This window comes from Klebsiella terrigena (assembly GCF_006539725.1).
GTDB classification, from domain to species: Bacteria; Pseudomonadota; Gammaproteobacteria; order Enterobacterales; family Enterobacteriaceae; genus Klebsiella; species Klebsiella terrigena.
Genome location: NZ_BJNO01000017.1, coordinates 20,629 through 46,266, shown reverse-complemented (window position 1 = coordinate 46,266; position 25,638 = coordinate 20,629). Strand labels below are relative to the sequence as shown.

Here is a 25,638-nt window from a genome sequence, read left to right as displayed (position 1 = left end):
CAGTAAGAGGCCCCGGTATTGAGCTGCCATCGGGGAAAGAGTCCTTACGCATGAGGAATCAATCAATGTCCCAAAATCAAAACTATCTTGCTCTGGTAAACCAATTTGGCCTGGACATAAATGCTTTAAAGCAGGGCCAGACGCTGAAAACCACGGTGATGGTCTCATCCCTGGCGGATTTTAAAGCACTTTTCGCCGGTAATCTGTCGGCACACAGCAGAACGTTAACGCACGGTCAACTGCAGGCGAACGCCGCCGCTTTCCAGGACGACAGCCACGCGCACCTGCTCCATCGTCTCACGTCGTACGTCTACGGCGATCACCTGCTGAGCCCGGCGGACCAACAGCGCGCTGCGGCCTATTTCCCGTTAGAGGTGGATGTTGAGAGCGCCGAGGATGTGACTATCGACAGCGCGGTGCAATACGGCCCCAGCGGCAAACCGGTACTACTCAACTACCGCAAGCTGACGTTCAGCGGCAACGGCTCCATTACCGCCATAAACACGGTGCTGAGCCTGAATGCGGAGATTGTGGAGATCGTCAGCAGCAGCGCCAGCTCCGGCAGCGAACCCTATCATATAGCCTCCATCGGCAAGGAGGGGGACTCCGGTGCCGCCGGAAGCAACGGCAGCAGCGTGACGAACCAGGCGGCAAACGGGAGCAATAAACAGCCGGCGTCGCCGGGCGTGTGTACCGGCGTAGGCTCCGGCGGCGATGGGGTGCAGGGAGCGAATGGAGGAGACGCCAACGCGGGGGAGTTTGGCCTCGACGGTAAGCCCAACTTGCAGGCCAATATTACAATTTCCCAGGACATCATCGGAACCCTGGTGGTGTTTACCCAATCGGGCGGCGGCGGCACGGGAGGCAAAGGCGGCTCGGGAGGTACGGGCCAGAAAGGGGGGGATGGCGGGCACGGCTGCGATTCAGGCTGCGAAGGTACCGACGGCGGCAACGGGGGTAACGGCGGCAACGGCGGCCACGGTGGTGCCGGCGGCGACGGCGGGAATGGCGTTAACGGCAACAATGTCTACGTAACCGTTCCCATCGGCAAAACGTCGCAGGTTTACCACTTTAGCCAGACTTCGGTGCCCGGATTTGGAGGCAGCGGCGGTGCCGGCGGCAGCGGAGGAGAAAGAGGCGGCGCCGGTTCGGGCGGCAAGCATTCCAGCAACGGCCGCGAAGGTGCCAACGGCACCCCAGGCAACGCGGGCGCGCCGGGGAAAGGAGGGACGATCAACGGCAGCCCGGGAAGCATTTATGTCGTAGCAGGCTAGCGCGGTGTAAAGCCGGTTTGGCGCCCTGCGCCGGGCCGGTTCAATTTTCCCTCTGGCGGACTGACGAAGATGATGCCACGAAAAACTGATTTTTTGTCCATTGCGCTCCGACTGGGTCATGATGTTGAGGCGCTGATGGATGGTCACGAAATTATTACCTATCAACGGATCCCAACCCTGGAAATCGCACGGGAGGTGCTGTGCCGCGCATCTGCGGAAATCCGGCGACGGCGCAGCCGCGTCTTTTATCAGGGGATCGCGGCCAGACAGCGGCTGGCGCAGGGGATGCACGACCGGGGCGAGGAGTTTGTCTACGCCGACGGCGTGATTCATCCCCGCGATGCCGTCGGGCTATCGCATCATTTACCTCTGCCGGTGAAGCTGGTTTCGGTAAAAGAAAAGGTGGTCAAAGCGAATGAAGTCTGGGATCTGAGCGTCCGCCACGACCAATGGGGGCTCGACTACATGGAGGAACTCTACACGACGGTCAATATTGAACGCCTGATTCTGGAGCCCGGCGCGCGGGTGATTATCCAGGGGAACGTCTTTTCGCTGCACTGCCAGAAGATAGAACGCAGGGGCAATCATCTCCTGCGCGACGGGTACGACATCGGGATTTTGCCCACGCCTTTCTCGGTTGACCGGCGGCGAGGAGAATATCACGGGGTACACGGCAGCATCGGCCGCAGCGGTGAAGGCGGCGAGCATGGGATCGGCATGAAGTCAGGCGGTGGTTTACTGGGGCCTTACTGGAGTAATCCTGACGCGAGCGGCAGGAGTGACGGCGCGGCGGGTCAGGCCGGGGCTGCGGGTGGGCACGGTGGATTTGGCCGCCAGGGCGGAATGGTGAAGCTTGCCGAAATCTACGTTGAGGAGCTGATCAACTTTGCCGGGCTGCCGCTGCGAATATTCACCCAGGCCGGGCCGGGAGGCGATGGCGGTAACGGTGGCGACGGCGGTGCCGGTGGCAGCGGCGGCCATGGCGGTGAGGGATTACTCACCCGTAGCGACAGGCGGCCGCCGGGACGGGGCGGCGATGGCGGTTCGGGAGGCCGAGGCGGCAACGGCGGCCAGGCCGGTAACGGCGGCATCTCGTCCAGCCTCTATATTGAGGTGCCGGAAGCGCTAATCCCCGCCGTTTCGCTGACCGCGCTTGCCAGCATGCCCGGAACGCCGGGGCGGGGCGGTGAGGGCGGTAGCGGCGGGGCCGCAGGCGCGGGCGGCAATCTTGCCGATGAGCAGCCCGGCGCGGTCGGTGGCGTCGGCATAAAAGGCGAGCCCGGAGAGAAGGGAACGGCGGGTAAATCTCGTCCCGCGGCGCAGGTCTTTATCAACGGCTCTCCCCACGGTGAAATTTTACAGCACAAGCCCTGCAGCGAAAAAATTCAGGTATGACGAGCGTGATACGCGGTCGGAGGGGATGCATGAGCGGATAGGTGAACGCGTCGCTAAGCGGATTGCGGGCGGGCAGATGAAAAAATAGCGGCGTCAGGCCGCCGCTATTGTTTTGTCGCTATAAAAGAGGGTGTTACAGCGTAGGGTAGTCGGTATAGCCTTCTGCGCCGCCGCCGTAGAAGCTCTCCGGACGCTGCGGGTTCAGCGCCGCCTTGTGCTTCAGACGGGCAACCAGATCCGGGTTGGCGATAAAGTCGCGGCCGAAAGCCACGGCGTCAATCAGCCCTTTGCTAATCAGATCGTTAGCCTTTTCAACCGTGTAGGCACCCGCGCCGATGATGGCGCCCGGGAAGCGGTCGCGAACCTTCTGACGGAACTCATCGCTGTACGGCTGGCCGCCGGCCCAGTCCGGCTCGGACATGTGCAGGTAGGCGATGCCGCGTTTAGCCAGCTCTTCAATCAGATACAGGGCGTCGGCTTCTTCGTTCGGGCCATTATCGACGTTCTGGAAGCTGCCGATTGGCGATACGCGGATACCGATGCGATCGGCGCTCCACTCTTTACTGACCGCATCAACCACTTCCAGCACCAGGCGAGCGCGGTTTTCAACGCTGCCGCCGTATTGATCGCTACGCTGGTTAGAGGTTGGCGACAGGAACTGGTGCAGCAGGTAGCCGTGAGCCGAGTGCAGCTCAACGAGATCGAAGCCGGCGTCGCGAGCGTTGCCTACCGCCTGGCGGAAGTCGTTGACGATCCCCGGGATCTCATCGAGCTCCAGCGCACGCGGCATCGAGGTATCGGCGCGCACGGCGTGGCCGTTCTCATCGCGCAGCGACGTACGGGTGCCGGCGCTGATTGCGGAAGGCGCAACCGGCGCCGCGCCGCCTGGCTGCAGGCTGTTATGCGAGATACGACCGGTGTGCCACAGCTGTACGGCAATATGTCCCGCTTCGGCGTGAACGCCGGCGGTGATTTTCTGCCAGGCCGCGATTTGCTCCGGGCTGTGCAGACCCGGGGCGCCGGCATAGCCTTTAGCCTGGGCGGAAATCTGCGTCGCTTCGGAGATAATCAGCCCGGAGCTGGCGCGTTGGCGGTAATACTCTGCCATCAGCGGAGTCGGGATATCGCCGGGCTCGATGCTGCGCAGGCGGGTTAACGGAGCCATAAACACACGGTTAGGTACGGTGACAGCACCCACTTTCAACGGGGTAAACAATTTTGATTCGGACATAATGACTCCTGAGTAGACCGGTCGTCTTGAAATGAGTTAAATAAAAACGCCTGTTAAACGCCAGGCGCGGCAATAATACTTTTGGCATGGGCAAGGGCGCTTTCAAGCGGCGTTGCGCTGCGCGTAATCTTGGCCTGCAGGTTGGCGCCCAGCCATAAAGAGTAGAGCACCTGCGACAGCGTTAACGCGTCGCCGCTGAAAACCAGGCTCCCTTCCTGACGGCCCTTTTCCAGCGCTTCTCCAAGCAGGGTAATAATCTGGCTGGCGCCTTTATCCATCTCGGTACGCATCGACTCCGACAGATCGCAAACTTCCGCCGACAGCTTCACCGTCAGGCAGCCGCTGATAATGCCCTGCTGGCAAAACTGGGTCAGCGTATGCTGATAGTAGGCCAGCAGACGATCGCGATAGTTGCCTTCGCCGTGGGCGAAATGTTCCACCAGCCGCTGCAGATAGCCAGCGTAGTGATGTTCCAGCAGCGCAACCCCGTAAGCTTCCTTCGAGCGAAAATAGTGGTAGAAAGAGCCCTTCGGCACTTCCGCCGTTTTCAGCAGTTCGCTCAGGCCCATCCCGGTAAAGCCGCGGTGCATGCACAGCTGTTCGCCGGTGGCCAGGATATGTTCGCGGGTATCGCATTCGCTATGTTTGTTCATGCGGCTCACTGTAGTAGACCGATTGGTCTAATGCAAGCGATAATTTTAAATGATGTGTGGCGCAGAGGCTGAGCAACAAAAGTTGCCAACCGCGGATGAAACGTCTTCAATGAGAGAGAGAACGAGGTGACCGGAGGCGTGAGGTGGCAGAGCAGCTGGAGTTTTTCCCGGTACAGAGTCCGTGCCGGGGAATTTGTCAGTCGGACGAACGCGGCTACTGTCGCGGCTGTTTACGCAGCCGCGAGGAGCGTTTCGGCTGGCAAACGATGAGCGACGTACAAAAGCAGGACGTTCTGCGGCTGTGTCGTCAGCGCCTGTTGCGCAAATTACGCGCGGCTAAGGCGGAAACAGCGGAAGAACCGCAGCAACCCTCACTGTTTTAATGGCAAAAATGGGTATACTCAAAGCACTTTTTTGTTGAGGACGTTGTTATGGTTCAGCGTATTGCTATGGCCCCGCAGGGGCCGGAATTCTCGCGTTTTGTTATGGGCTACTGGCGTTTGATGGACTGGAAAATGTCCGCCAAAGAGCTGGTCGGCTTTATTGAGCAGCACCTGGATCTTGGCGTCACAACCATCGATCATGCGGATATTTACGGCGACTATCAGTGCGAAGCGGCGTTTGGTGAAGCGCTGAAGCTGGCTCCGCATCTGCGAAGCCGGATGGAGATCGTCAGCAAATGCGGCATCGCCACGATGGCGCGGGCGGAAAACACCATTGGTCACTACATTACCGATCGCGACCATATTGTGCTCAGCGCCGAGCAGTCGCTGCGCAACCTGGCCACCGACCACCTGGATCTGCTGCTGATTCATCGCCCGGACCCGCTGATGGATGCCGATGAGGTCGCCGAAGCCTTCCTTGCGCTGCACCACAGCGGCAAGGTGCGCCACTTCGGCGTCTCTAACTTCACGCCGGCCCAGTTTACCCTGCTGCAATCGCGCCTGCCGTTTACGCTGTCGACTAACCAGCTGGAAATCTCCCCGGTGCATCAGCCGCTGCTGCTGGACGGCACCTTAGATCAGCTGCAGCAGCTGCGGATCAGGCCGATGGCGTGGTCCTGCCTGGGCGGCGGTCGTCTGTTTAATGATGAAAGCTTCCAGCCGCTGCGCGATGAGCTGGCCCGGGTGGCTCAGGAGCTGAATGCCGAAAGCATTGAGCAGGTAGTTTACGCGTGGATCCTGCGCCTGCCGTCGCAGCCGCTGCCGATTATCGGCTCCGGCAAAATTGAGCGCGTCCGCTCCGCGCTGGTAGCGGAAAAGCTGAATATGTCCCGTCAGCAGTGGTTCCGCATCCGCAAAGCCGCGCTGGGATACGACGTCCCGTAAGCGCAGCCAGAGCGCTCGCGGCGCCGGTGATATGCCCGATAAACCCGGATACGGCCCGCGCCGCATCCGGGTTTTTTCTTTTAGCGCCAGCGCCTCACGCGGTTCTCTCTTCTATCGTTCCGGCAACCGGGGCCTGCTCCAGCTGCGACAGCGCGCAGTAAAGGCGCCAGATAACCGCCGCCAGCTCCTTCGCCGCCGGCTGATGGTGATGATTAAGCGTGTCGCAAATGCGCTGCAGCTCCAGCAGCGTTGACGCCAGCGGCCGCTGCTGAACGCCGCGCTCGCTCATCACGTCCCGCAGCAGGCTGATGCACAGGTCGCGCACCTGAGAGAGCGGGTCGGAGCGGGTCTCCCACTCCCGAAGCTGCCACACCACGTGCGAACAGTTAAGCAGCACAACCCCCCAGCGCAGCAGCCAGCGGCGCGCCAGAGCATCCTGGCTGTTGCTCAGCTGGCTGATATGGTGATAAACCAGAGACTCAAACTCGTGCTCGCTATGCTGCGGATGGCGGCTAAGTTGGTCGACAAAGTGACGCCGTAACGCTTTGATGTGGCGACGGCTCTTGCGCGCATCCGAGCCCGGGCTTATCACCGCGAAGGCAAGCCAGGCAAGGCCTACGCCGATGATTTTTCCGAGGTTATCGTTAAGGAATGCGGCAAAGTCGTACACCGGCGGGTTGGTCACAGAAATAAACGAGCCCATAAATACGATCAGCTGCCCCCACAGGCCCGCCAGTTTCGGCATCTGCAGCTTGAGCAGCTGCATGGTGGTGAGCAGCGGAAAAAGAAACAGCAAAAATTGCCATAAATCGGTTATCTGCACCATCAGGCCGAACTTCACCACGAAGCTGAACAGCGAAAGCAGCACCAGGGTGCGCATCAGTAGCGTCAGCGATTTAAACGGCGAGGGCGAGACGGAGTAGAGCACGCAGCAGATGGCGGCGAGGGTGAGCGCGGCGGCGCTGGACTGCCACTGGGTGCTGATGCCCCAGGCCCCGACCATCACCAGCGCGCAGAAGGTCCGCACGCCGTTCCACAGCGCTTCCGCCTGGTCAGTGTGGCGGGCCAGCGCGGGCGCCGAAGGGACGTTGAATTCGGTCACCGCCGTCGCGTTTTCCACCCGCGCTATCCAGCGGCTGCTCCGCAGATAGAGGCGGCAGAAGTAGCGCAGGCGCATCCAGAACGCCAGATGCCGATAGTCGGCGGCGGCTCCGGGCGCCAGCGGGGCAATAATGCGGGCGACGGAGTAGAGATCGGCGCGCGGGCTGGCCAGCTCGCTCAGCAGGGTCTCCAGCACGGCGCGAGTATTTTTTGGCGCATCGGGCCAGTTGACCAGCAACCGGCGCAGGCTGGAGATGACGCTGGTCATACGCAGCTGCTGGTGCAGCAAATAGTTTAGCAGCGGGTTCTGCCGGCGGAAGCGATAGTGGCTCCAGAAGGCCTGAATGCGCAGCAGGTTCATGGTGAGGATCTGACCAATAACGCTTTCGTGGGCGGTGCGAATCGCATCGGTGGTTTCCGGCACCCACAGCAGGCTGGCGTGCTCCAGCAGACGAGCGTGCATATTTTTTAGCGCCGTCAGCAGCGTGGTGCCGTCGGAGGTGCTGGGCAGGATCATCATCATGACCCCGCCGCAAAGGATCCCGACGATGACTTCGCAAACGCGCGACTGGGCAATGGTCCACAGCTCGTTGGCGTCGGTCACGTTGATAACCGGAAAGGCAATAATGGCGCAGGTATAGCCGGCAAGCTGGAAAGCGTAGGCCACGTTGTTGGTGTACATCGCGCAGGCCCAGGTGCAGAGCGCGATCCACGCCGAGATGCTGAATAAGAACAGCCACGGATCGTTCAGCGTATGGCCGGCCAGCAGCAGGGCGGCGCAGGCGCCGAGCAGGCTGCCGGCGATGCGGCCAAAGCTTTTGCTGATAACGCCGCCGACGGTAGGAAAGCTGACCACCGCCGCCGAGGTCATTGCCCAGTAGGGTTCGTCCAGGTTCAGCCAGTAGGCAACGCTCAGCGCCAGGCACATGGCAATGCCGTTGCGCAGGGCGTATCGCCACTGCGCCCGGCTGGCCTTAACCCACGGAAGCGCCCGCCACGTCAGGGCCTGCACCTTCACTATGGCCGGCCAATGGAGACGGTGCAGGTGGTACCGGAGATAAGCGTTATCTCCGGCGGCAGGCCGCTCAACTCGATGCGTACCGGCACCCGCTGGGCCAGGCGAACCCAGGGAATATTCGGTTTAATATCCGCCACCAGCCCGGCGCCGCTTTCAACGCTTTGGTCAACAATGGCGCGGCCAATGCTGGAAACGTGACCTTGTAACTTTTGCTTGCTGCTATACAGAATAACCTCGGCGCTATCGCCGGCGTGGATATGGCGCAGCTTGGTTTCTTCAAAATAGCCAATAACGTAGAACGAATGGCTGTCTACCAGCGCGAACAGAGGGCGGCCAACGGAGGCGTAGTCGCCCACGCGGGTGGAGAGATTGGTGACCCAGCCGTCAACCGGCGCCTTAATCACGGTCTGGCTGAGCTGCCACTGCGCGTGTTCGAGGCTGGCCTGGGCGACACCGGTTACGGCCTTGGCCGCTTCGAGGACCGCGTTCGCGGTACTCAGCGCGGTGCCGGCGCTTTCAAGATCTTCGGCGGAAATAACGTTGCGCGACAGGTCCCGGCGGCGGGCGGCGTCGCTGGCGGCCTTCGACTGCGCGACCTTAGCTTTCGCCAGTTCGGCGCGGGTTTTAGCCAACTGAGCCTGGGCGTTGAGTAGGGCAATACGATAGGGCGTGTCATCGATCGTAAACAGCACATCTCCGGCTTTCACCAGCTGATTATCGCGGACGTTGAGCTGCAGAATGCTGCCGGAGACCTGAGGCGTGATGCCGACCTGCTCGGCGCGCACCTTGCCGTCGCGGGTCCACGGCGATTGGGTGTAGTAGTTCCAGACCAGCCAGGCGACAATAATCGCCAGCGCAACAATCAGTAAAGTTGAGAAGTATTTTAGTTTTTTCATCGAGTTAACATTACCAGACGGTCAACAGAACCAGTGCAAGACACACTGAAAGCGCAAACAGGGAGAGATCCATCAGCAGCGGGTGCCAGATCTCGCCGGCGTACATCCAGTCGCGCAGCTGACGATGCAGCACCAGCCAGATGAAGAATCCCAGCAGGACGGCTTTAAACAAGGGGGGGAAATAGATAGAAGCGCCAAACACCAGGTCCTGGAGCGACAATCCGCAAGCGTTAAGACTCAGTTTCACAAGCAAAAATCCTTTGCCGTTGCAGGGAGAATGTCAGGTAATGCTATTATTTGCATTGTAAATCATTGTTTTCATATTAGTGAATCAGGTAATTCATTTGTTTTGATTATTTAAATGCTGCACACTATTCTAAAATCAGTATAATAACTTAGCAAGCTAATTATAAGGAGATGAAATTGGAATCGCCACTGGGTTCTGATCTGGCACGTTTAGTGCGCGTCTGGCGCGCGCTGATCGACCATCGCCTGAAACCTCTGGAGTTAACGCAGACGCACTGGGTCACGCTGCATAACATCCATCAGCTGCCGCCTGAGCAGTCGCAGATTCAACTGGCGAAAGCCATCGGAATTGAGCAGCCCTCTTTGGTGCGTACGCTGGATCAGCTGGAGGAGAAAGGTCTTATTTCTCGCCAGACCTGCGCCAACGACCGGCGGGCGAAGCGTATTCGGTTGACGGAAAAAGCGGAGCCGTTGATCAATGAGATGGAAGAGGTTATCAGCAAAACGCGCGATGAAATTCTGGCCGGCGTCTCGACGCAAGAGGTTGAAATGCTGCTCGGTTTGATTCGCAAACTGGAACACAATATTCTGGACCTCCAGGCAAAAGATTAACCTGTCCAGGGCCTTGATCTCTCAAGGCCCTTCATCTTTTTTTACTTCACCTCACTCCACACGACGACGCGGTTGCGTCCGCCGCTTTTCGCTTCATACATTGCCGTATCCGCCCGCTTCACGCACTCCTCGGCGCTCAGGCTGCCGTCAACGGCGGTAAATACCCCGGCGCTGATCGTCATTCTTTCCGGCAGGGCGTCCTGTCGCTCGTTGACCGCGAGACGGATGCGCTCGGCGATAGCGCTGGCGTCCCCTGGACCGGTATTCACCAGCAGCAGGGCGAACTCTTCACCGCCAATGCGGGCGGCCACGTCCTGCGGACGAACGTTTTTTTGCAGCACGTCGGCGGTAAACTGAATGACTTTGTCCCCCTGCACGTGCCCGTAGCTATCGTTAATGCGCTTAAAGTAATCGAGATCGCTGACAATTACCGACAGCGGCTGGGATGCCGAGGCTTTCGTCAGCTGCGCGTTGAGGGCGTCGTAGAAATAGCTGCGGTTATGCAGGCGGGTCAGCGGATCGCGGATTGAGTTTTGGTAGGACGTCAGGTATTTATTGTTAGAGTGGCGGTACAGCGTAAAGACATCACACAGCAGGACAAACAACATAAATAACGTGCTGATGGCTTCGAACGTCCGCGCGTGATACCACGAATACAGCATGTCGCTCTGCGGCATGAGCACCAGCAGCGTGAATATATAAGCCGAACAAAAGAATGCGCCGCTATACCAGAATATATTTTTCAATCGGCTTATATAAATTAACAGCGTCAGCGTTATTAGCCAGCTGGCGACTAAAATTCGCCCGATAAAATTATGCCAGAGCGGGGAGAACTGATGGCTTAAATTGTCGACCAGCGCGATATTCAATAGCGGATGATTGCTTGAATAAAGCCACGACAGAGTAATTATCAGGATGGTAAAGCTCAGGCAGCCCGTCAGAATAAGCGCATGTACCCTTTTGGTGAGACGCGGGCTATGGCGAAAGCGATATAAAACAATCGCGATAGTGAAGAGTATTACCATCATCGCGTTGCGGAAGGTAAAGAAAATCAGCGCGTCGTTGGCGTTAGGCATGGGGCCCTGGCTGCAGAGAAACCAGCCCGTGTGGCCGCTTAGCGTTCCCAGCATCAGCAGCGCCGACCCGGCGAAGGCGCAGGCAATGGCGGTCAGGTACAGGCGCTCCCGAACGCACCAGTACTTCATTATCATGAAGCAGGAAATCGTGAGATGTAATATCAATAAAAATATTGTTAGCACCGGCAATAGCACCGGGCTGGCCGTAGATGTACGACTAATTAATGAGGAGGCAAATAAATGTATCAGACCGGTGGCAATAATACAGATAAGTAAATAGAGTAACACCTTGTTTAATAAAGGCCGTGAGTTAATTAGCATCTTCTTCATCCCTGGAAAATAATACGGCACGGAGCGACGTCATTGTCGCGCATGATGATGTGGGGCAGGGGTTATAATAAGGCCACGCGTGCGCTTAATATTGCGCCAGCGCAAATCTCCGTTCGTTAACGCCGCGGCGAGCTGAATCCCAAAGGAGAAAGAGTGGGGTCAATAGATTGATATTTGGGGAATAATGCGGCCCCGCAAGGCCGCATGAAAAAAAGATTAACGCGGGGAAACGGTGACCTGGCTGCCGCTGCCGGCAATCGCCACGCGCTGACCGATGGAGAACGGGGTGCTGCCCTGTTTCTGGACCACCAGAATGGTGTTGCCGTCGTCCTTACGGATTTCCAGCTCAACGCCCTGCGTTTTATTCATTGCGCCCTGGACGCCCTGACCGGCTACGCCGCCCGCCACCGCGCCTGCTGCCGTTGCCAGCGAACGGCCCGTGCCGCCACCGATGGTATTACCGAGGAATCCACCCAGAACTGCGCCGCCGATAGCACCGATGGCATTGCTGTCATCGCCGCTTTGGATCTGCACCGCGCGGGTATGCACGATGGTGCCGTAAGTCACGCTCTGGACCTGTTTGGCTTCGGATGCGGAGTAAACATCACCGGAAAGGCCGCTGCTGCTCACGCAGCCCGCAAGAGTAAAACCAATCATCGAGACAGCCAAAACACGTAAAATCATTTATGAATCTCCTTCACCAAATAGTGTTCTGTTGAACTTCCATGTGGTCAATTATATGGCATTTAAGCGTCGGCTGGCATAGCTTCCGCGTGGACAATACAAAAAATAATAAGCACAGACGTCTTAACCATAGCTAAACGTACGCGCTTTACGCGAAACGCCGCGTTGATAAGCGCGAGGCTTCGGGCTTCTCTGCTCAGGCTTTGGCGCCGTTTGAAAGCGGCTAAAACCTGATTATCTGACAGCGGGAATGATTTAAGGTTTATCCGTTTTCGTGTTAAAAAAAATTATTGTCCCATAGCAATGACCCCGTCTTTATGATGGAGTGTCGCTATACCAGAGTCATGGAATGAAGGAAGGCGTATGAAATCAGGTCGCTTTATTGGCGTAATGTCCGGCACCAGCCTGGATGGCATCGACGTTGTTCTGGCGGTAATTAATGAAAGTATTGTGGCCCAGCAGGCCAGCCTCTCCTATCCCATCCCTGTTGCTATAAAAGAAGAGATTCTGGCCATCTGTCAGGGACAGACGCTCACTTTATCGCAGCTGGGGCAGCTTGATACGCGCCTCGGGCGGCTGTTTTCCGATGCGGTGCGGGCGTTGATGCGCCAGGAAAATCTGCAGGCCTCGGAGATTGTTGCGATTGGCTGCCACGGCCAGACGGTCTGGCACGAGCCGATGGGCGATGCGCCTAATACCCTGCAGATCGGCGATAACAACCAGATTGCCGCCCATACCGGCATCACGGTAGTGGGGGATTTTCGCCGTCGCGATATGGCGCTTGGGGGCCAGGGCGCGCCGCTGGTTCCGGCCTTTCACCATGCGCTGCTGGCCCATCCGGTCGAGCGCAGGATGGTGCTAAACATTGGCGGCATCGCTAATCTCTCGCTGCTGGCGCCCGGCCTGCCGGTACGCGGCTACGACACCGGTCCGGGCAACATGCTGATGGACGCGTGGATCTGGCGCCAGTGCGGCAAGCCGTACGATAAAGATGCGCAATGGGCCAGCGAAGGCAAGGTGCTGCTGCCGCTGCTGCAGGAGATGCTCAGCGATCCGTGGTTCGCGCTGCCCGCGCCGAAGAGTACCGGTCGCGAATACTTCAACTACGGCTGGCTGGCGCGGCATCTGGCGCGCTATCCCGGCGTTAGCGCGCAGGACGTTCAGACCACCCTGACGGAGCTTACCGCGGTGACGATCGCCGAGCAGGTGCTGCTCAGCGGCGGCTGCGAACGCCTGCTGGTGTGCGGCGGCGGGGCCCGTAATCCGCTGCTGATGGCGCGGCTGCCGGCGCTGCTGCCGGGTACGGAGGTCTCTACCACCGACGCGGCGGGGATCAGCGGTGACGATATGGAAGCGCTGGCCTTTGCGTGGCTGGCGTGGCGGACTATCTCCGGGCTGCCCGGCAACCTGCCGTCGGTGACCGGTGCCAGTGAAGCCTCCATTCTTGGCGCTATTTTCCCGGCGAATGCGCCGCAGAATCAGAGTTAACTGAAATCGCTCTATTTTATTAACCGGTAAACTGGATGAAGTGAGTGGAGGGTCAACACCCTCCTGGACCGGGAAAGTCGAAGGCAACCAAATGAAAAAAATCCTTATCGCAGTGATCCCTTTTATGCTCGCAGGCTGCAGCTATTACAATCAGTTTGCCGAGCGCATGCAGACCGATACGCTGGAGTATCAGTGCGATCAGAAACCGCTGACCGTTCATCTCAATAACGTCCGCCAGCAGGTGAGCTTCATTTACGATAACCAGCAGCTGAATCTGCAGCAGGGACTCTCGGCGTCGGGGGCTCGCTACACCGACGGCGTGTACGTCTTCTGGTCAAAAGGCGACGGGGCTACCGTCTACAAGCACGACCGCGTGGTGCTGGAAAACTGCCAGCTGCAAACCGCCAAACGTTGAGATTTCCGTCCCGGGGGCGCACAATAACGCCACCCGAAGACTCTTTTCTCAATGGCCATGTCAGACAACGACGAATTGCAGCAAATCGCGCATCTGCGCCGAGAGTATACCCGTGGTGGCCTGCGTCGCCACGATCTTCCCGCCGAACCGCTGACGCTGTTTGAGCGCTGGCTCCGACAGGCCTGCGATGCCCGCCTGGCCGACCCCACGGCGATGGTGGTGGCCACCGTTGATGAAAGCGGCCAGCCCTACCAGCGCATCGTGCTGCTAAAGCACTATGACGAAAAGGGGCTGGTGTTTTATACCAACCTCGGCAGCCGTAAAGCGCACCAGATCGAAAAAAATCCTCGCGTCAGCCTACTGTTTCCGTGGCATATGCTGGAGCGCCAGGTGATGGTGACCGGCAAAGCTGAACGTCTGTCGACGCTGGAAGTGGTGAAGTACTTCCACAGCCGCCCACGCGATAGCCAGATCGGCGCCTGGGTCTCCCAGCAGTCGAGCCGTATTTCTGCCCGCGGCATCCTTGAAAGCAAATTCCTTGAGCTGAAGCAAAAGTTCCAGCAGGGCGAAGTGCCGCTGCCGAGCTTCTGGGGCGGGTTCCGCGTCAACATCGAACAGATGGAGTTCTGGCAGGGCGGCGAGCATCGTCTGCACGATCGTTTTCTGTACCAGCGGCAAAACGAAGGCTGGCAAATCGACCGTCTGGCGCCATAAAGGACGCAAAATGTTGCTTTAAGCGCTGGTGCTAGGTTCCCCGGCGCTTTATTCTATAGGCTTCATTTTTCACGCTGCATCGTAGCCATCCGTGCCTGCTCGCTCCGGTAGCTTACCCGCGTAAGCGCCAGAGGATCCCCACGCGTGCCGCTGTGATGCAGCCTGAATCATTTTGTGCAGTATTTTTTCGCGTCTGGCGAAAAGTCGTGTACCGGCAAAGGTGCAGTCGTTTATACATGGAGAATTTGATGGCAAGCAGTAACTTGATTAAACAATTGCAAGAGCGGGGGCTGGTAGCCCAGGTGACGGACGAGGAAGCGTTAGCAGAGCGACTGGCGCAAGGCCCGATCGCGCTCTATTGCGGCTTCGATCCTACCGCCGACAGCTTGCATTTGGGGCATCTTGTTCCATTGTTATGCCTGAAACGCTTCCAGCAGGCAGGCCATAAGCCTGTGGCGCTGGTGGGTGGTGCGACCGGTCTGATTGGTGACCCGAGCTTTAAAGCCGCCGAGCGTAAACTGAACACCGAAGACACGGTGCAGGAGTGGGTTGATAAAATTCGCAAACAGGTCGCGCCTTTCCTCGACTTTGACTGCGGTGACAACTCGGCTATTGCCGCGAATAACTACGACTGGTTTGGCAGCATGAACGTGCTGACCTTCCTGCGTGATATCGGCAAGCATTTCTCCGTCAATCAGATGATCAATAAGGAAGCGGTTAAGCAGCGTCTGAACCGTGACGATCAGGGCATCTCCTTTACCGAGTTCTCCTACAACCTGCTGCAGGGCTATGACTTCGCGTGCCTCAACGAACTGCACGGGGTTGCGCTGCAAATCGGTGGTTCGGATCAGTGGGGTAACATTACCTCCGGTATCGACCTGACCCGTCGCCTGCATCAGAACCAGGTATTTGGTCTGACCGTTCCGCTGATCACCAAAGCGGACGGCACCAAGTTCGGTAAGACCGAAGGCGGCGCGGTATGGCTGGATCCGAAGAAAACCAGTCCGTACAAATTCTACCAGTTCTGGATCAACACCGCGGATGCCGACGTCTATCGCTTCCTGAAATTCTTCACCTTTATGGAAATTGACGAGATCAATGCCCTCGAGGAAGAAGACAAGAACAGCGGCAAGGCGCCGCGCGCGCAGTACGTGCTGGCGGAACTGGTTACGCGTCTGGTTCACGGTGAAGAGGGTCTGATCGCCGCTAAACGCATTACTGAGAGCCTGTTTAACGGCAACCTGAGCGAGCTGAGCGAAGCGGACTTCGAGCAGCTGGCGCAGGACGGCGTGCCGATGATTGAAATGGAACAGGGCGCCGACCTGATGCAGGCGCTGGTGGATTCCGAGCTGCAGCCATCCCGTGGCCAGGCGCGTAAAACCATCGCCTCCAACGCGGTGACCATCAACGGTGAAAAACAGGCCGACCCGGAGTACGTCTTCGGTGATAGCGATCGCCTGTTTGGTCGCTATACCTTACTGCGCCGCGGTAAGAAAAATTACTGTCTGGTCTGCTGGAAGTAATTGCGTAAAGGCAGGGGCGTGGGAAACCACGCCCCTTATTTTTTGCTGTCAGGTATCCAAGATGAAGAATATCCTCGCCATCCAGTCCCACGTTGTGTTTGGCCATGCCGGCAATAGCGCCGCCGAGTTTCCGATGCGCCGTCTTGGCGCCAACGTCTGGCCTCTCAACACCGTGCAGTTCTCAAATCATACCCAGTACGGTAAATGGACCGGCTGCGTTATGCCGCCGGCGCACCTGAGTGAAATCGTGCAGGGCATCGCTGATATTAATCAGCTTCAGCGCTGCGACGCGGTGCTCAGCGGCTATCTGGGATCGGCGGAACAGGGCGAACATATTCTCGGGATTGTTCGTCAGGTGAAAGCGGCCAATCCGGCGGCAAAGTATTTTTGCGATCCGGTGATGGGCCATCCTGAAAAAGGTTGCATCGTCGCGCCGGGCGTGGCCGAGTTTCACGTGCGCCATGCGCTGCCTGCCAGCGACATTATTGCGCCGAATCTGCTGGAGCTGGAAATTCTCTGCGAGCATCCGGTGGCGAACGTCAGCGAAGCGGTAGCCGCCGCGCGCGAGCTGATTGCTCAGGGGCCGGAAGTGGTGCTGGTGAAGCATCTGTCGCGCGCCGGGATTAGCATGGATCGGTTTGAAATGCTGCTGGTGACGCGTGACGAAGCCTGGCATATCAGCCGTCCGCTGGTGGACTTTGGCCTGCGTCAGCCGGTAGGCGTAGGGGATGTAACCAGCGGCCTGCTGCTGGTGAAGCTGCTTCAGGGAGCCAGCCTGCGCGATGCGCTGGAGCACGTTACCGCTGCGGTATACGAAATTATGCTGGCGACTAAAGGAATGCAGGAGTATGAGCTGCAGGTCGTGGCGGCGCAGGATCGCATTGCGCAGCCGGAGCATCTCTTCAGCGCCACGCAGCTCTAGCGCCGATAGCCTGCCCGGAATCGCGTCCGGGCAGGGACATCAATCTTACTTCAGACCTTCCGCTTCCAGCGCAGCCGCCACCGACGGGCGCGCGGCGATGTGCTTCATCCACGCCTCGATATGACGATAGCCTTCCATATTCAGCTTCACCGCGTACGCCCAGCGGAGTACGGTAAACAGGTAGCCATCGGCGATGGTGAAGCGATGGCCGTTAAGCCACTGCTTATCCTGCAGCGATTCGTCAATGTACTGCAGCTTCTTCTCCAGCTGCGCGCGTACCGTCGGTTTGTAATCCTCCGGCGTATCCGGACGAAACAGCGGGGTGAAGCCTTTGTGCAGCTCGGTGGCAACGTAGTTGAGCCATTCCAGAGTCTGGTAGCGGGCAACGGTGCCCACCGGAGCCAGCAGCTGCCGGTCCGGGACGCGGTCGGCAATGTACTGCATAATCGCCACCCCTTCCGTGAGCAGCAGTTCGTCGTCAAGCAGCAGCGCCGGAACCTGGCCTTTCGGGTTAATCAGCAGGTAATCATCCCCGTTTTCAAGGCGTTTTTTCATCACGTCAACGCCCTGTAAGGTGAAGTCCAGCCCGCTTTCGCGCAGGGCGATATGCGAAGCAAGAGAACAGGCGCCGGGTTTGTAGAACAGTTTCATCGGTAACTCCTCGTGGCTGCAGTTTTCTGTATGTTAGTCCGCCCAGGGGCAAAAAAAAAGCCGCTAACGAAAGGTTAGCGGCTAAATTAAAGGGTTTTCCCGACGCGATTAGACGGTTGCTGTCTCGCGCTCTTTCGCGACGCTATCGTCGTCCAGAGTCATACGATTCAGCTTCGGCGCCGTCAGCAGCATCAGCGCGGCGATAACCGCCGTCACGATACCAATCTGCATGAAGACGTGGCCGTAAACGTTCAGAGAGACCAGCGGGTCGGTCACGTTTTCCGGAACGGCCATCAGGTTAGCAATCTTACCGGCAATAATTGCCGCACCCGCGGTGGTCAGGAACCAGCTGCCCATGATGAAGCCCATCAGACGCTGCGGAACCAGCTGGGCAACCATTGCCAGGCCGAGGCCGGAAATCATCAGCTCACCGATACTCTGCAGCGCATAGCTCAGGATCAGCCAGTTTACCGACACGATACCGGCATCGCTGGCGAACTTGGTGCCCAGCGGCAGCACCAGGAATGCGCCAGAGCACAGGATCATCCCGATAGCGAACTTGTGCGGCATCGGCAGACGGTCGCCCATCTTGTTATAGATGGCGGCCAGAATCGGGCTACCAACCATGATCCAGAACGGGTTCAGCGCCTGGAACTGCTCCGGCTGGAAGCTGATGCCCATAATCGCGTGCTCAACGTTGCGGATGGCGAAGAAGTTCAGAGAGGTCGGCATCTGGCTGTAAAGGACGAAGAAGACGATCGCCTGCACCATCAGAATGAAGGCGACAATCATCTTACGACGCGCGGCGCCCTTCATAGCGATAGCTTCTTTGGCGAAGATGATGACAATACCCAGCGCGACCACGCCCAGAACCATACGGGCGATGCCCTGGTTATGCAGCAACCAGGTGGCAATCACTACCAGGATAACCACGCCCACGATAGTCGCCAGCAGTTTGCCGTAATGAACCGGTGCGAAGTCGGGTTTAGAACCGTAGTTTTTCACCCATTTCTTGCAGAACATAAAGTTCACAAGCGTAATCAGCATGCCGACAAAGCTCAGGGAGAAGGCGATACTCCAGCCGAACTTCGCTGCCAGCCACGGAGTAGCCAGCATAGAGAAGAACGAACCGATGTTGATGGACATGTAGTACATGGTAAATGCACCGTCCAGGCGCGGGTCGTCTTTCTCATAGCAGGTAGAGAGCAGGGAGGACGGGTTCGCCTTAAACAGGCCGTTACCGACGGCGATTGTCGCCATACCCATATAAACGATAGCGGCGTCGTGTCCGGAGTACGCGACCAGCGCGTAGCCGATAGCCAGGACGATAGTCCCCAGCATAATGACGCGCTTGGTGCCGAGCACTTTATCGCCCAGCCAGCCGCCGATAGCCACGAGGCCGTAGACCAGCGCGCTGAAGGAGGAGAAGAGTGTAATAGAATCCGCTTCTGACATACCCAGCTGTTTGACCAGGTAAACGGCCATGATCCCTTGCAGGCCGTAATAACCAAAACGCTCCCATAATTCGATCGAGAAGATCAGATAGAACGACTTCGGCTGCTTGAAAGCGTTCAAACTCACGCTTTCTGCTGGTTTATTGTTTGCAGTTGACACATATACCTCTTTTTTTACATCCCATATTAACGGGGGGTGTTCGGGGCGCAATCTTCGATGACCGCCGCCTTTATAGTTATTCTGGAGGGAAAACGGCAGGTAATGTTCACTATCCTGACCGTTCAGGCAATACCTTTGTAATAATCTGTTACACATAACCAATGCATTATAATACGCAGGTCATTCAAATGTTATGCAGAGTTAAACTTCACCGTTTTGCTATTGGTGATATTTTTATCTGTCTGCATCCGCAGGATGGCGCACAAAGGCGATATATTCTACTGATTAGCCTTGAACCTAGTGATATAGGCCATAATCCTAAAAAATGATGGGGTATTGTCCTGATAAGCAGGGCTGCGCTATTGCAATTGCTGGCTTTCATTATCAAGTGAGTAACAACAAATTAACATAAAGTTGCGTGAATGATCTGGATCACAAATGTATATAAAATTTTTCGTCGAAAAAAATGATTAACCTGGATGAGCGTTATATAAGCAGAGGATTGCCCTGTTAACAGGCGTGGCTATGGCGGAAGTGGCAGGGTGGAAAGGGGCTTAACAGTACCATTACCCCAGGCAGGGTAATGGCGTTGTTCAGATTCAGGCAGCGTAGACCTTCTCTTTGAACTCGCAGAGGTCCTCAATCAGGCAGGAACCGCAGCGCGGCTTGCGGGCAATGCAGGTGTAGCGCCCGTGGAGAATAAGCCAGTGGTGGCAGTCCACCTTAAATTCGGCGGGAACCACCTTCAGCAGCTTCTCTTCGACCTGCTCGACGTTCTTACCCGGGGCAAACTGCGTCCGGTTGCACACGCGGAAAATATGCGTGTCGACCGCAATCGTCGGCCAGCCGAAGGCGGTATTGAGCACTACGTTGGCGGTTTTGCGCCCGACGCCGGGCAGCGCTTCCAGCGCGGCTCTGTCCTCCGGGACTTCGCCATTATGCTGCTCCAGCAGGATCCGGCAGGTCTTAATGACGTTTTCGGCCTTGCTGTTAAACAGGCCGATGGTTTTGATATATGACTTAACCCCGTCGACGCCAAGGTCGAGCATCGCCGCCGGAGTATTGGCGACCGGATAGAGCTTTGCCGTCGCCTTATTGACGCTGACGTCGGTCGCCTGCGCCGAGAGCAGCACCGAGATCAGCAGCTCAAACGGCGAGCTGAAGTTGAGCTCGGTGGTGGGATGCGGATCGTTATCCCGCAGGCGGGTCAGAATTTCCAGACGTTTACTCTTATTCATCAGGCTTTCCCTGCGGCATCAGAGGGCGCGACGACCGGGGCTTCGGCGATTGCCGCCCGGGCCTTGCGCTGTTTGCTGCGCTCATCGATGAGATATTTGACCGCCAGCATCATCCCGAGGCCGATAAACGCCCCCGGCGGCAGCATCGCCAGCAGGAACGGGGTGTCGGTATGGAAGGCTTCGATGCGCAGCGCTTTTGCCCAGCCGCCGAGCAGGCTATCGGCGCCGTCAAACAGCGTACCGTTACCAATGATTTCACGCAGCGAGCCGAGGACAAACATGGCGCAGGTGGCCCCCATGCCAATCGAGAAACCATCCAGCGCCGAAAGGGCCGGCCCCTTTTTCGCCGCGAAGGCCTCGGCGCGACCGACGACAATACAGTTGGTCACAATCAGCGGGATAAAAATCCCCAGCGACTGATAGAGGCCGTAGGCGTAGGCGTTAATCAGCATCTGCACGACGCTCACCACCGAGGCGATGATCATCACGTAAATAGGAATACGGATCTCGGCCGGCGTCCAGCGGCGCAGGCTGGAGATGGTCAGGTTGGTGAGGGTCAGCACCAGAGTGGTTGCCAGCCCTAGCCCCAGCGCGTTGGTGGCGGTGGAGGTCACGGCGAGCAGAGGACACATCCCCAGCAGCTGGACCAGCGCCGAGTTGTTTTTCCACAACCCCTGGACAATAACGTCTTTTACTTCGCTCATGGTCTAGTCTCCACAGGCGGTGAATTCGGGAATCTGCGTTGGCAGCGTTTGTGCGTACAGGCCGGCGCGCTTAACCGCGTTGACGACCGCGCGCGGCGTAATGGTCGCACCGGTAAACTGGTCAAAATCGCCGCCGTCTTTCTTAACCGCCCAGCGGCTGTCGCTCTGTCCATGAATAACTTTGCCGGCAAAATGGGTGATCCAGTCAGAAAGACGCAGCTCAATTTTATCCCCAAGGCCCGGCGTTTCGTGATGCTCGGTGACTCGGGTGCCGAGGACGGTGCCTTTAAAATCTGCGGCGACCAGCAGCTGAATCGCCCCGGAGTAGCCGTCCGGCGCGGTGGTTTCCATGACCGCGCCCACCGGAATGTCGTTATTTTTAGCGATCCAGATCTTATGCTGCCCTTTGCCCAGCGCCGGGGCGGAGGCCAGATAGCAGCTCTTCAGCAGATCGTTATTATACAGCTCTGCCGGCAGCACCTGGTCAAAAAGCGCCTTTTGCTGTCGGGACGCCTGATCTTCAATCGTCGATTTGGTCAGCTCATTGATAGCCGCCGTCAGGCCGGTGGAGCCGGCGGCGAACAGTGCCAGCGTGATGCCGTGTTTGCGCATGCTTTTTAACATGACGGGTCCTCAGCGGTGGCCGTACACGCGGGGCCGCGTGTAGTAATCAATCAACGGAACGGTAATATTCGCCAGCAGCACGGCGAAGGCTACGCCGTCAGGATAGCCGCCGAAGCTGCGAATCAGCCAAACCAGCAGGCCCGCCAGGGCGCCGAAAATAAGGCGCCCGCGGTTGGTGGTGGAGGCGGTTACCGGATCCGTCAGAATAAAGAACGCGCCGAGCATGGTGGCGCCGGACAGCAGATGTATCTGCGGCGCGGCCAGGCTCTGCGGCGAGAAAAACCAGCCGAGCGTGGAGCAGACGGCCAGGCTCAGCAGGAAGCTGAGCGGGATATGCCAACGGATCGTCTTCTGCCACAGCAGGAACAGCCCGCCGACCAGATAAGCAATATTCACCCACTGCCAGCCAAGCCCTGCCAGAGCGCCGCCAAAAATCGGGTACTGGAGGATCTCCTTCACCTCGTGGCCCGCGTGCAGCGAGGTTTTAAAGGTGTCCAGCGGCGTGGCCTGGCTGATACCGTCGACCCCGAGACGCAGGGCGTTCATATCGCCACCGGCGGCGGTGTGGCCGGTGAAAATGACCCGCAGCGCGTCGCTAAAGCCTGGAATGTGGGCCGCAATTTCCTGCGGCGGCAGCCAGGAGGTCATCTGCACCGGGAAGGAGATCAGCAGCACCACGTAGCCAATCATGGCCGGGTTAAAGGGGTTATGCCCCAGCCCGCCGTACAGCTGCTTGGCGATGATCACGGCAAAGGCGGTACCCAGTACCACCATCCACCAGGGGGCAAGGGGCGGAATGCTGACGGCCAGCAGCAGGCCGGTCAGCAGCGCAGTGTTGTCGGCCAGAATGGCGGCAACATTCTGCTTGCGCAGCTTGAGGATAACGGCTTCGGTTCCCCAGGCGGTTAAGGCGGCGAGAATAAGCTGCAGCACGGTGCCCCAGCCGAAAAACCAGGTCTGCACCACGATGCCGGGCACGGCGGCGAGCAGCACCAGCAGCATAATCCGCGAGGTCTGACGCTGGTTGTGGGTATAGGGAGAGCTTGCGATTCTGAAAACCATTTAATCCTCGTTAACTGCCTGCCGGGATGCTTTCCTGGCCTGAACTCGGGCGATTGCTTCGGCGACTGCAGCCTTGCGCGGATCGTCATTGGCGGCGGACCCGACGTCGGCCGCCTGCTGCTCGGCCTTGCGGGCCTTGGCGCGGGCGATCGCGGCTTCTACCGCGGCCTTGCGCGGGTCGACGGCTTCGGCTTCCGGGGCGGCAGTAGTGGCCTCAGCCTGCTGCTCGGCCTTGCGGGCCTTGGCGCGGGCGATAGCGGCTTCTACCGCGGCTTTACGCGGGTCGACGGCTTCGGCTTCCGGGGCGACGGTAGTGGCCTCCGCCTGCTGCTCGGCCTTGCGGGCCTTGGCGCGGGCGATAGCGGCTTCTACTGCGGCCTTGCGCGGGTCGACGGCTTCGGCTTCCGGGGCGGTAGTAGTGGCCTCCGCCTGCTGTTCGGCCTTGCGGGCCTTGGCGCGGGCGATGGCGGCTGCTACCGCGGCCTTGCGAGGGTCGACGGCTTCGGCTTCCGGGGCGGCAGTAGTGGCCTCCGCCTGCTGCTGGTCGGCCTTGCGGGCCTTGGCGCGGGCGATGGCGGCTTCTACTGCGGCCTTGCGCGGGTCGAGATCTGCGCCGGCCGACGGCTCGGGCGCGGACTCAGCCAGTTCGTTTTTACGGGCGCGCGCCTGCGCTTTACGCGCTTCGCGCGCGGCGATGGCTTCACTATTGTCCGGCTTAGCGCCCGCCTGAACGACGATTGGCTGCGCTGCGTCCTGCTGTTTTTCGCGCACGCGGGCGAGGGCGGCGTTAATCGCCGCGCTATCTTTGGCGGCGGGCTGCACGGCGGACTGTTTATGCCGCTCGAGGCGCGCGGCCTTATCGCGCTCCAGACGCGCCTGGCGTGCTTCAAAACGGGCTTTGGCTTCCGCCGCACGCTTCTCTTCCAGACGAATCTCCGCGATCTCGGCCTTCTCCTGACGGAAGTACTGCACCAGCGGAATATTGCTCGGGCAGACCCAGGCGCAGGCGCCGCACTCAATGCAGTCGGCCAGGTTGTGGGTCGTGGCCTTGTCGTGCTGCTGGCCTTTGCTAAACCAGTACAGCTGCTGCGGCAGCAGATCGGCAGGGCAGGCATCGGCGCAGGCGCTACAGCGAATGCAGCCCTTTTCCTCTTCCGCTTCGCCCATTTCACTGGCCGATGGGGCCAGCAGACAGTTGGTAATTTTGACCACCGGCACGTCGAGCCACGGCAGGGTAAAGCCCATCAGCGGGCCGCCCATAATCACCATCGGCTCAGCGCTGGGGCAAAAACCGGCATCATCCAAAAGATGGCGTACCGGCGTGCCCAGCCGGGCCCAGACGTTGCCCGGGCGCGAAACCGCTTCCCCGGTTAAGGTCACCACGCGTTCGGTCAGCGGTTCGCCATCGATCACCGCGCGTTTAACCGCGTAGGCGGTGCCGACGTTTTGCATCAGGATCCCGATATCGGAAGAGCGGCCGCCGTGGGGCACCTGCTTCCCGGTGAGGATCTGCGTCAGCTGCTTAGCGCCGCCAGAGGGATATTTGGTTGGGATCACGCGCAGGGAGATGCCGTGCGCATCGCTCAGTACCGCACGCAGCATGGAGATTGCCTGCGGCTTGTTGTCTTCAATGCCGATCAGCACCTGGCTCGGCTGTAAAATATGGGCCAGGATGCGAATGCCGTCGATAATCTGCGTCGCACAGTCCTGCATCAGACGATCGTCGGCGGTGATGTAGGGCTCGCACTCGGCGGCGTTAATAATCAGGGTGTCGATTTTGTCGCCGCCGCCGCGCAGCTTGATGCCGGTCGGGAAGCCGGCGCCGCCCAGCCCGGCCACGCCGAACTGGTGGATGCGCTCGATAAGCTCTTCGCGGGATTTGCTCTGGTAGTCACTCCAGCCGTCGCGTTCAATCCAGCGGTCTTCACCATCGGCATCAATGATAACGCTCATCTCCGCCAGCGCGGAGGGGTGCGCCGTCGAATGCGGAGCGATGGCGCTGACGACACCCGACGTCGGGGCGTGAACGGGCAGCATTTTTCCCCAGCCGCGGGTAAGCGGCTGGCCGCGCAGGACGCGATCGCCGGGCTGCACGCAAAGCTCGCCCTCTGCGCCAATATGCTGCTTAAGCGGAATAACGAACTGTTGCGCAAGGGAGACCTGGCGCAGCGGCGTACCGTTTGACTGGGTTTTCATCTCCGGCGGATGAATACCGCCGTTGAAATCCCAGACCTTGTCTTTTTTGAACGCGGAAAATAGCTTAAACATGTTGTTCCACAGGAATGATGCGCACCGGGATGGTGTGTAGATCCCACTTCCAGGTTTCAGTGGTCGCCGCAACCGGAACCATCTCTATACACTGCGTCGGGCAGGGCGCGACGCAAAGATTACAGCCGGTACAGAGCTCGCTCATCACCGTATGCATCGCGCGGGTCGCGCCAACAATGGCGTCAACGGGGCAGGCCTGGATGCATTTCGTGCAGCCAATACAGTTCTTTTCGTCGATGACCGCCAGCATACGCGCGGGCTCAGCCTCCTGAGCATCGCCGTCAGCAGGCTGCGGGTCGACGTTCAGCAGGGTGGCAATTTTTAACATCACCGCTTCGCCGCCGGGGGCGCAGCGGTTGATTTTCTCGCCCTGCAGGCCGACCGCTTCCGCATAGGGGCGACAGCCGGGGTAGCCGCACTGGCCGCACTGGCTTTGCGGAAGAAGTTCGTCGATCTTCTCAACGACCGGATCGTCCTCCACCTCAAAGCGGCGGGAGGCGTAACCCAAAATTAAGCCGAAAATCAGCCCGAGAAGGCTGATCGCAACGACGGCTATCCAGACAGCGCTCAT

Annotated in this window: 25 protein-coding genes; 10 read left to right on the top strand and 15 right to left on the bottom strand. The window is 58.8% G+C overall.

Annotation, left to right across the window (positions count from 1 at the left end; all coding sequences use genetic code 11):
- Positions 1 to 65: 65 nt before the first annotated feature.
- Both RTE01_RS26195 and RTE01_RS26435 read left to right on the top strand, forming a co-directional pair.
- Positions 66 to 1,274 carry a hypothetical protein gene (locus tag RTE01_RS26195; protein WP_166793732.1) on the top strand — a complete coding sequence of 403 codons (1,209 nt, stop codon included), beginning with the start codon at positions 66 to 68 and terminating at the stop codon, positions 1,272 to 1,274.
- Between the two features lie 69 nt (positions 1,275 to 1,343).
- On the top strand, positions 1,344 to 2,669 hold the full coding sequence (locus tag RTE01_RS26435) for a hypothetical protein (protein ID WP_141335241.1): 1,326 nt from the start codon (positions 1,344 to 1,346) through the stop codon (positions 2,667 to 2,669).
- Positions 2,670 to 2,802: 133 nt separating this feature from the next.
- Here RTE01_RS26435 and nemA read toward each other — a convergent pair whose 3' ends face one another.
- Together nemA and RTE01_RS18035 are read right to left on the bottom strand one after the other, a co-directional pair.
- Positions 2,803 to 3,900 carry an alkene reductase gene (gene nemA, locus RTE01_RS18040; RefSeq protein ID WP_041145843.1) on the bottom strand — a complete coding sequence of 366 codons (1,098 nt, stop codon included), beginning with the start codon at positions 3,898 to 3,900 and terminating at the stop codon, positions 2,803 to 2,805.
- Positions 3,901 to 3,953: 53 nt separating this feature from the next.
- Positions 3,954 to 4,553 (bottom strand): TetR/AcrR family transcriptional regulator, encoded by a 600-nt coding sequence (locus RTE01_RS18035; protein ID WP_041145842.1) that lies wholly within the window; start codon positions 4,551 to 4,553, stop codon positions 3,954 to 3,956.
- A gap of 143 nt (positions 4,554 to 4,696) precedes the next feature.
- Between RTE01_RS18035 and RTE01_RS18030 the strand changes: the two genes are divergently transcribed.
- Entirely contained in the window at positions 4,697 to 4,936 is a 240-nt protein-coding gene (locus RTE01_RS18030) for a DUF1289 domain-containing protein (RefSeq protein ID WP_041145841.1), read from the top strand.
- Positions 4,937 to 4,984: 48 nt separating this feature from the next.
- On the top strand, positions 4,985 to 5,881 hold the full coding sequence (locus RTE01_RS18025; RefSeq protein ID WP_041145840.1) for an aldo/keto reductase: 897 nt from the start codon (positions 4,985 to 4,987) through the stop codon (positions 5,879 to 5,881).
- A 94-nt stretch (positions 5,882 to 5,975) separates the two neighbouring features.
- On the opposite strand, the gene RTE01_RS18020 is transcribed toward RTE01_RS18025, so the two are convergent.
- From RTE01_RS18020 to RTE01_RS18010, 3 genes are read right to left on the bottom strand one after another with little or no spacing between them, the layout of a single operon-like run.
- Complete coding sequence (locus tag RTE01_RS18020; RefSeq protein ID WP_041145839.1) at positions 5,976 to 8,000, bottom strand: FUSC family protein; 2,025 nt, start codon at positions 7,998 to 8,000, stop codon at positions 5,976 to 5,978.
- Positions 8,000 to 8,896: an efflux RND transporter periplasmic adaptor subunit gene (locus tag RTE01_RS18015; RefSeq protein WP_134526338.1), complete on the bottom strand. Its 897-nt coding sequence runs from the start codon at positions 8,894 to 8,896 to the stop codon at positions 8,000 to 8,002. The genes RTE01_RS18020 and RTE01_RS18015 overlap by 1 nt, the downstream gene beginning before the upstream one ends.
- Before the next feature lie 10 nt (positions 8,897 to 8,906).
- On the bottom strand, positions 8,907 to 9,143 hold the full coding sequence (locus tag RTE01_RS18010) for a DUF1656 domain-containing protein (RefSeq protein WP_115192550.1): 237 nt from the start codon (positions 9,141 to 9,143) through the stop codon (positions 8,907 to 8,909).
- Positions 9,144 to 9,313: 170 nt separating this feature from the next.
- Between RTE01_RS18010 and slyA the strand changes: the two genes are divergently transcribed.
- A complete protein-coding gene (gene slyA / locus RTE01_RS18005; RefSeq protein ID WP_071844932.1) occupies positions 9,314 to 9,754 on the top strand; it encodes a transcriptional regulator SlyA in 441 nt (146 codons plus the stop codon).
- Between the two features lie 41 nt (positions 9,755 to 9,795).
- On the opposite strand, the gene RTE01_RS18000 is transcribed toward slyA, so the two are convergent.
- Entirely contained in the window at positions 9,796 to 11,151 is a 1,356-nt protein-coding gene (locus tag RTE01_RS18000; protein ID WP_134526335.1) for a sensor domain-containing diguanylate cyclase, read from the bottom strand.
- A 225-nt stretch (positions 11,152 to 11,376) separates the two neighbouring features.
- A complete protein-coding gene (gene slyB, locus RTE01_RS17995; protein WP_041145834.1) occupies positions 11,377 to 11,844 on the bottom strand; it encodes an outer membrane lipoprotein SlyB in 468 nt (155 codons plus the stop codon).
- A gap of 363 nt (positions 11,845 to 12,207) precedes the next feature.
- Here slyB and anmK point away from each other — a divergent pair, with 363 nt between their 5' ends.
- The 5 genes from anmK (at position 12,208) to pdxY (ending at position 16,906) form a co-directional block, all read left to right on the top strand.
- On the top strand, positions 12,208 to 13,332 hold the full coding sequence (anmK, locus tag RTE01_RS17990) for an anhydro-N-acetylmuramic acid kinase (protein ID WP_134526332.1): 1,125 nt from the start codon (positions 12,208 to 12,210) through the stop codon (positions 13,330 to 13,332).
- A 91-nt stretch (positions 13,333 to 13,423) separates the two neighbouring features.
- Positions 13,424 to 13,747: a C-type lysozyme inhibitor gene (gene mliC / locus RTE01_RS17985; protein WP_041145832.1), complete on the top strand. Its 324-nt coding sequence runs from the start codon at positions 13,424 to 13,426 to the stop codon at positions 13,745 to 13,747.
- A gap of 57 nt (positions 13,748 to 13,804) precedes the next feature.
- Complete coding sequence (gene pdxH / locus RTE01_RS17980) at positions 13,805 to 14,461, top strand: pyridoxamine 5'-phosphate oxidase (RefSeq protein WP_041147654.1); 657 nt, start codon at positions 13,805 to 13,807, stop codon at positions 14,459 to 14,461.
- Positions 14,462 to 14,709: 248 nt separating this feature from the next.
- On the top strand, positions 14,710 to 15,984 hold the full coding sequence (tyrS, locus tag RTE01_RS17975; RefSeq protein ID WP_115192554.1) for a tyrosine--tRNA ligase: 1,275 nt from the start codon (positions 14,710 to 14,712) through the stop codon (positions 15,982 to 15,984).
- Between the two features lie 61 nt (positions 15,985 to 16,045).
- A complete protein-coding gene (gene pdxY / locus RTE01_RS17970; protein WP_041145830.1) occupies positions 16,046 to 16,906 on the top strand; it encodes a pyridoxal kinase PdxY in 861 nt (286 codons plus the stop codon).
- A gap of 45 nt (positions 16,907 to 16,951) precedes the next feature.
- Here the strand turns inward: pdxY and gstA are convergent, their stop codons facing one another.
- From gstA to rsxB, 8 genes are all read right to left on the bottom strand, one after another.
- Positions 16,952 to 17,557, bottom strand: a complete 606-nt coding sequence (gene gstA, locus RTE01_RS17965; protein ID WP_041145829.1) for a glutathione transferase GstA — start codon at positions 17,555 to 17,557, stop codon at positions 16,952 to 16,954.
- A gap of 108 nt (positions 17,558 to 17,665) precedes the next feature.
- Positions 17,666 to 19,171: a dipeptide/tripeptide permease DtpA gene (gene dtpA, locus RTE01_RS17960; RefSeq protein ID WP_115192556.1), complete on the bottom strand. Its 1,506-nt coding sequence runs from the start codon at positions 19,169 to 19,171 to the stop codon at positions 17,666 to 17,668.
- Positions 19,172 to 19,770: 599 nt separating this feature from the next.
- Positions 19,771 to 20,409 carry an endonuclease III gene (gene nth / locus RTE01_RS17955; RefSeq protein ID WP_041145827.1) on the bottom strand — a complete coding sequence of 213 codons (639 nt, stop codon included), beginning with the start codon at positions 20,407 to 20,409 and terminating at the stop codon, positions 19,771 to 19,773.
- Positions 20,409 to 21,113, bottom strand: a complete 705-nt coding sequence (locus RTE01_RS17950) for an electron transport complex subunit E (protein WP_134526329.1) — start codon at positions 21,111 to 21,113, stop codon at positions 20,409 to 20,411. The genes nth and RTE01_RS17950 overlap by 1 nt, the downstream gene beginning before the upstream one ends.
- A 3-nt stretch (positions 21,114 to 21,116) precedes the next feature.
- Complete coding sequence (gene rsxG / locus RTE01_RS17945) at positions 21,117 to 21,737, bottom strand: electron transport complex subunit RsxG (RefSeq protein ID WP_041145825.1); 621 nt, start codon at positions 21,735 to 21,737, stop codon at positions 21,117 to 21,119.
- Positions 21,738 to 21,746: 9 nt separating this feature from the next.
- Positions 21,747 to 22,799 (bottom strand): electron transport complex subunit RsxD, encoded by a 1,053-nt coding sequence (gene rsxD, locus RTE01_RS17940; RefSeq protein WP_134526326.1) that lies wholly within the window; start codon positions 22,797 to 22,799, stop codon positions 21,747 to 21,749.
- Positions 22,800 to 25,067 carry an electron transport complex subunit RsxC gene (rsxC, locus tag RTE01_RS17935; RefSeq protein ID WP_134526323.1) on the bottom strand — a complete coding sequence of 756 codons (2,268 nt, stop codon included), beginning with the start codon at positions 25,065 to 25,067 and terminating at the stop codon, positions 22,800 to 22,802.
- On the bottom strand, positions 25,060 to 25,638 hold the full coding sequence (rsxB, locus tag RTE01_RS17930; protein WP_134526320.1) for an electron transport complex subunit RsxB: 579 nt from the start codon (positions 25,636 to 25,638) through the stop codon (positions 25,060 to 25,062). Before rsxB ends, rsxC begins: the two co-directional genes overlap by 8 nt.

What these genes read in the sequence shown, in the direction of transcription:
- RTE01_RS26195 (WP_166793732.1), top strand. Translation starts at nt 66, where the DNA reads ATGTCCCAAAATCAAAACTATCTTGCTCTGGTAAACCAATTTGGCCTG.
- RTE01_RS26435 (WP_141335241.1), top strand. Translation starts at nt 1,344, where the DNA reads ATGATGCCACGAAAAACTGATTTTTTGTCCATTGCGCTCCGACTGGGT.
- nemA (WP_041145843.1), bottom strand. Translation starts at nt 3,900, where the DNA reads ATGTCCGAATCAAAATTGTTTACCCCGTTGAAAGTGGGTGCTGTCACC.
- RTE01_RS18035 (WP_041145842.1), bottom strand. Translation starts at nt 4,553, where the DNA reads ATGAACAAACATAGCGAATGCGATACCCGCGAACATATCCTGGCCACC.
- RTE01_RS18025 (WP_041145840.1), top strand. Translation starts at nt 4,985, where the DNA reads ATGGTTCAGCGTATTGCTATGGCCCCGCAGGGGCCGGAATTCTCGCGT.
- RTE01_RS18015 (WP_134526338.1), bottom strand. Translation starts at nt 8,896, where the DNA reads ATGAAAAAACTAAAATACTTCTCAACTTTACTGATTGTTGCGCTGGCG.
- slyA (WP_071844932.1), top strand. Translation starts at nt 9,314, where the DNA reads ATGAAATTGGAATCGCCACTGGGTTCTGATCTGGCACGTTTAGTGCGC.
- RTE01_RS18000 (WP_134526335.1), bottom strand. Translation starts at nt 11,151, where the DNA reads ATGCTAATTAACTCACGGCCTTTATTAAACAAGGTGTTACTCTATTTA.
- slyB (WP_041145834.1), bottom strand. Translation starts at nt 11,844, where the DNA reads ATGATTTTACGTGTTTTGGCTGTCTCGATGATTGGTTTTACTCTTGCG.
- anmK (WP_134526332.1), top strand. Translation starts at nt 12,208, where the DNA reads ATGAAATCAGGTCGCTTTATTGGCGTAATGTCCGGCACCAGCCTGGAT.
- mliC (WP_041145832.1), top strand. Translation starts at nt 13,424, where the DNA reads ATGAAAAAAATCCTTATCGCAGTGATCCCTTTTATGCTCGCAGGCTGC.
- pdxH (WP_041147654.1), top strand. Translation starts at nt 13,805, where the DNA reads ATGTCAGACAACGACGAATTGCAGCAAATCGCGCATCTGCGCCGAGAG.
- tyrS (WP_115192554.1), top strand. Translation starts at nt 14,710, where the DNA reads ATGGCAAGCAGTAACTTGATTAAACAATTGCAAGAGCGGGGGCTGGTA.
- pdxY (WP_041145830.1), top strand. Translation starts at nt 16,046, where the DNA reads ATGAAGAATATCCTCGCCATCCAGTCCCACGTTGTGTTTGGCCATGCC.
- gstA (WP_041145829.1), bottom strand. Translation starts at nt 17,557, where the DNA reads ATGAAACTGTTCTACAAACCCGGCGCCTGTTCTCTTGCTTCGCATATC.
- nth (WP_041145827.1), bottom strand. Translation starts at nt 20,409, where the DNA reads ATGAATAAGAGTAAACGTCTGGAAATTCTGACCCGCCTGCGGGATAAC.
- RTE01_RS17950 (WP_134526329.1), bottom strand. Translation starts at nt 21,113, where the DNA reads ATGAGCGAAGTAAAAGACGTTATTGTCCAGGGGTTGTGGAAAAACAAC.
- rsxG (WP_041145825.1), bottom strand. Translation starts at nt 21,737, where the DNA reads ATGTTAAAAAGCATGCGCAAACACGGCATCACGCTGGCACTGTTCGCC.
- rsxD (WP_134526326.1), bottom strand. Translation starts at nt 22,799, where the DNA reads ATGGTTTTCAGAATCGCAAGCTCTCCCTATACCCACAACCAGCGTCAG.
- rsxC (WP_134526323.1), bottom strand. Translation starts at nt 25,067, where the DNA reads ATGTTTAAGCTATTTTCCGCGTTCAAAAAAGACAAGGTCTGGGATTTC.
- rsxB (WP_134526320.1), bottom strand. Translation starts at nt 25,638, where the DNA reads ATGAGCGCTGTCTGGATAGCCGTCGTTGCGATCAGCCTTCTCGGGCTG.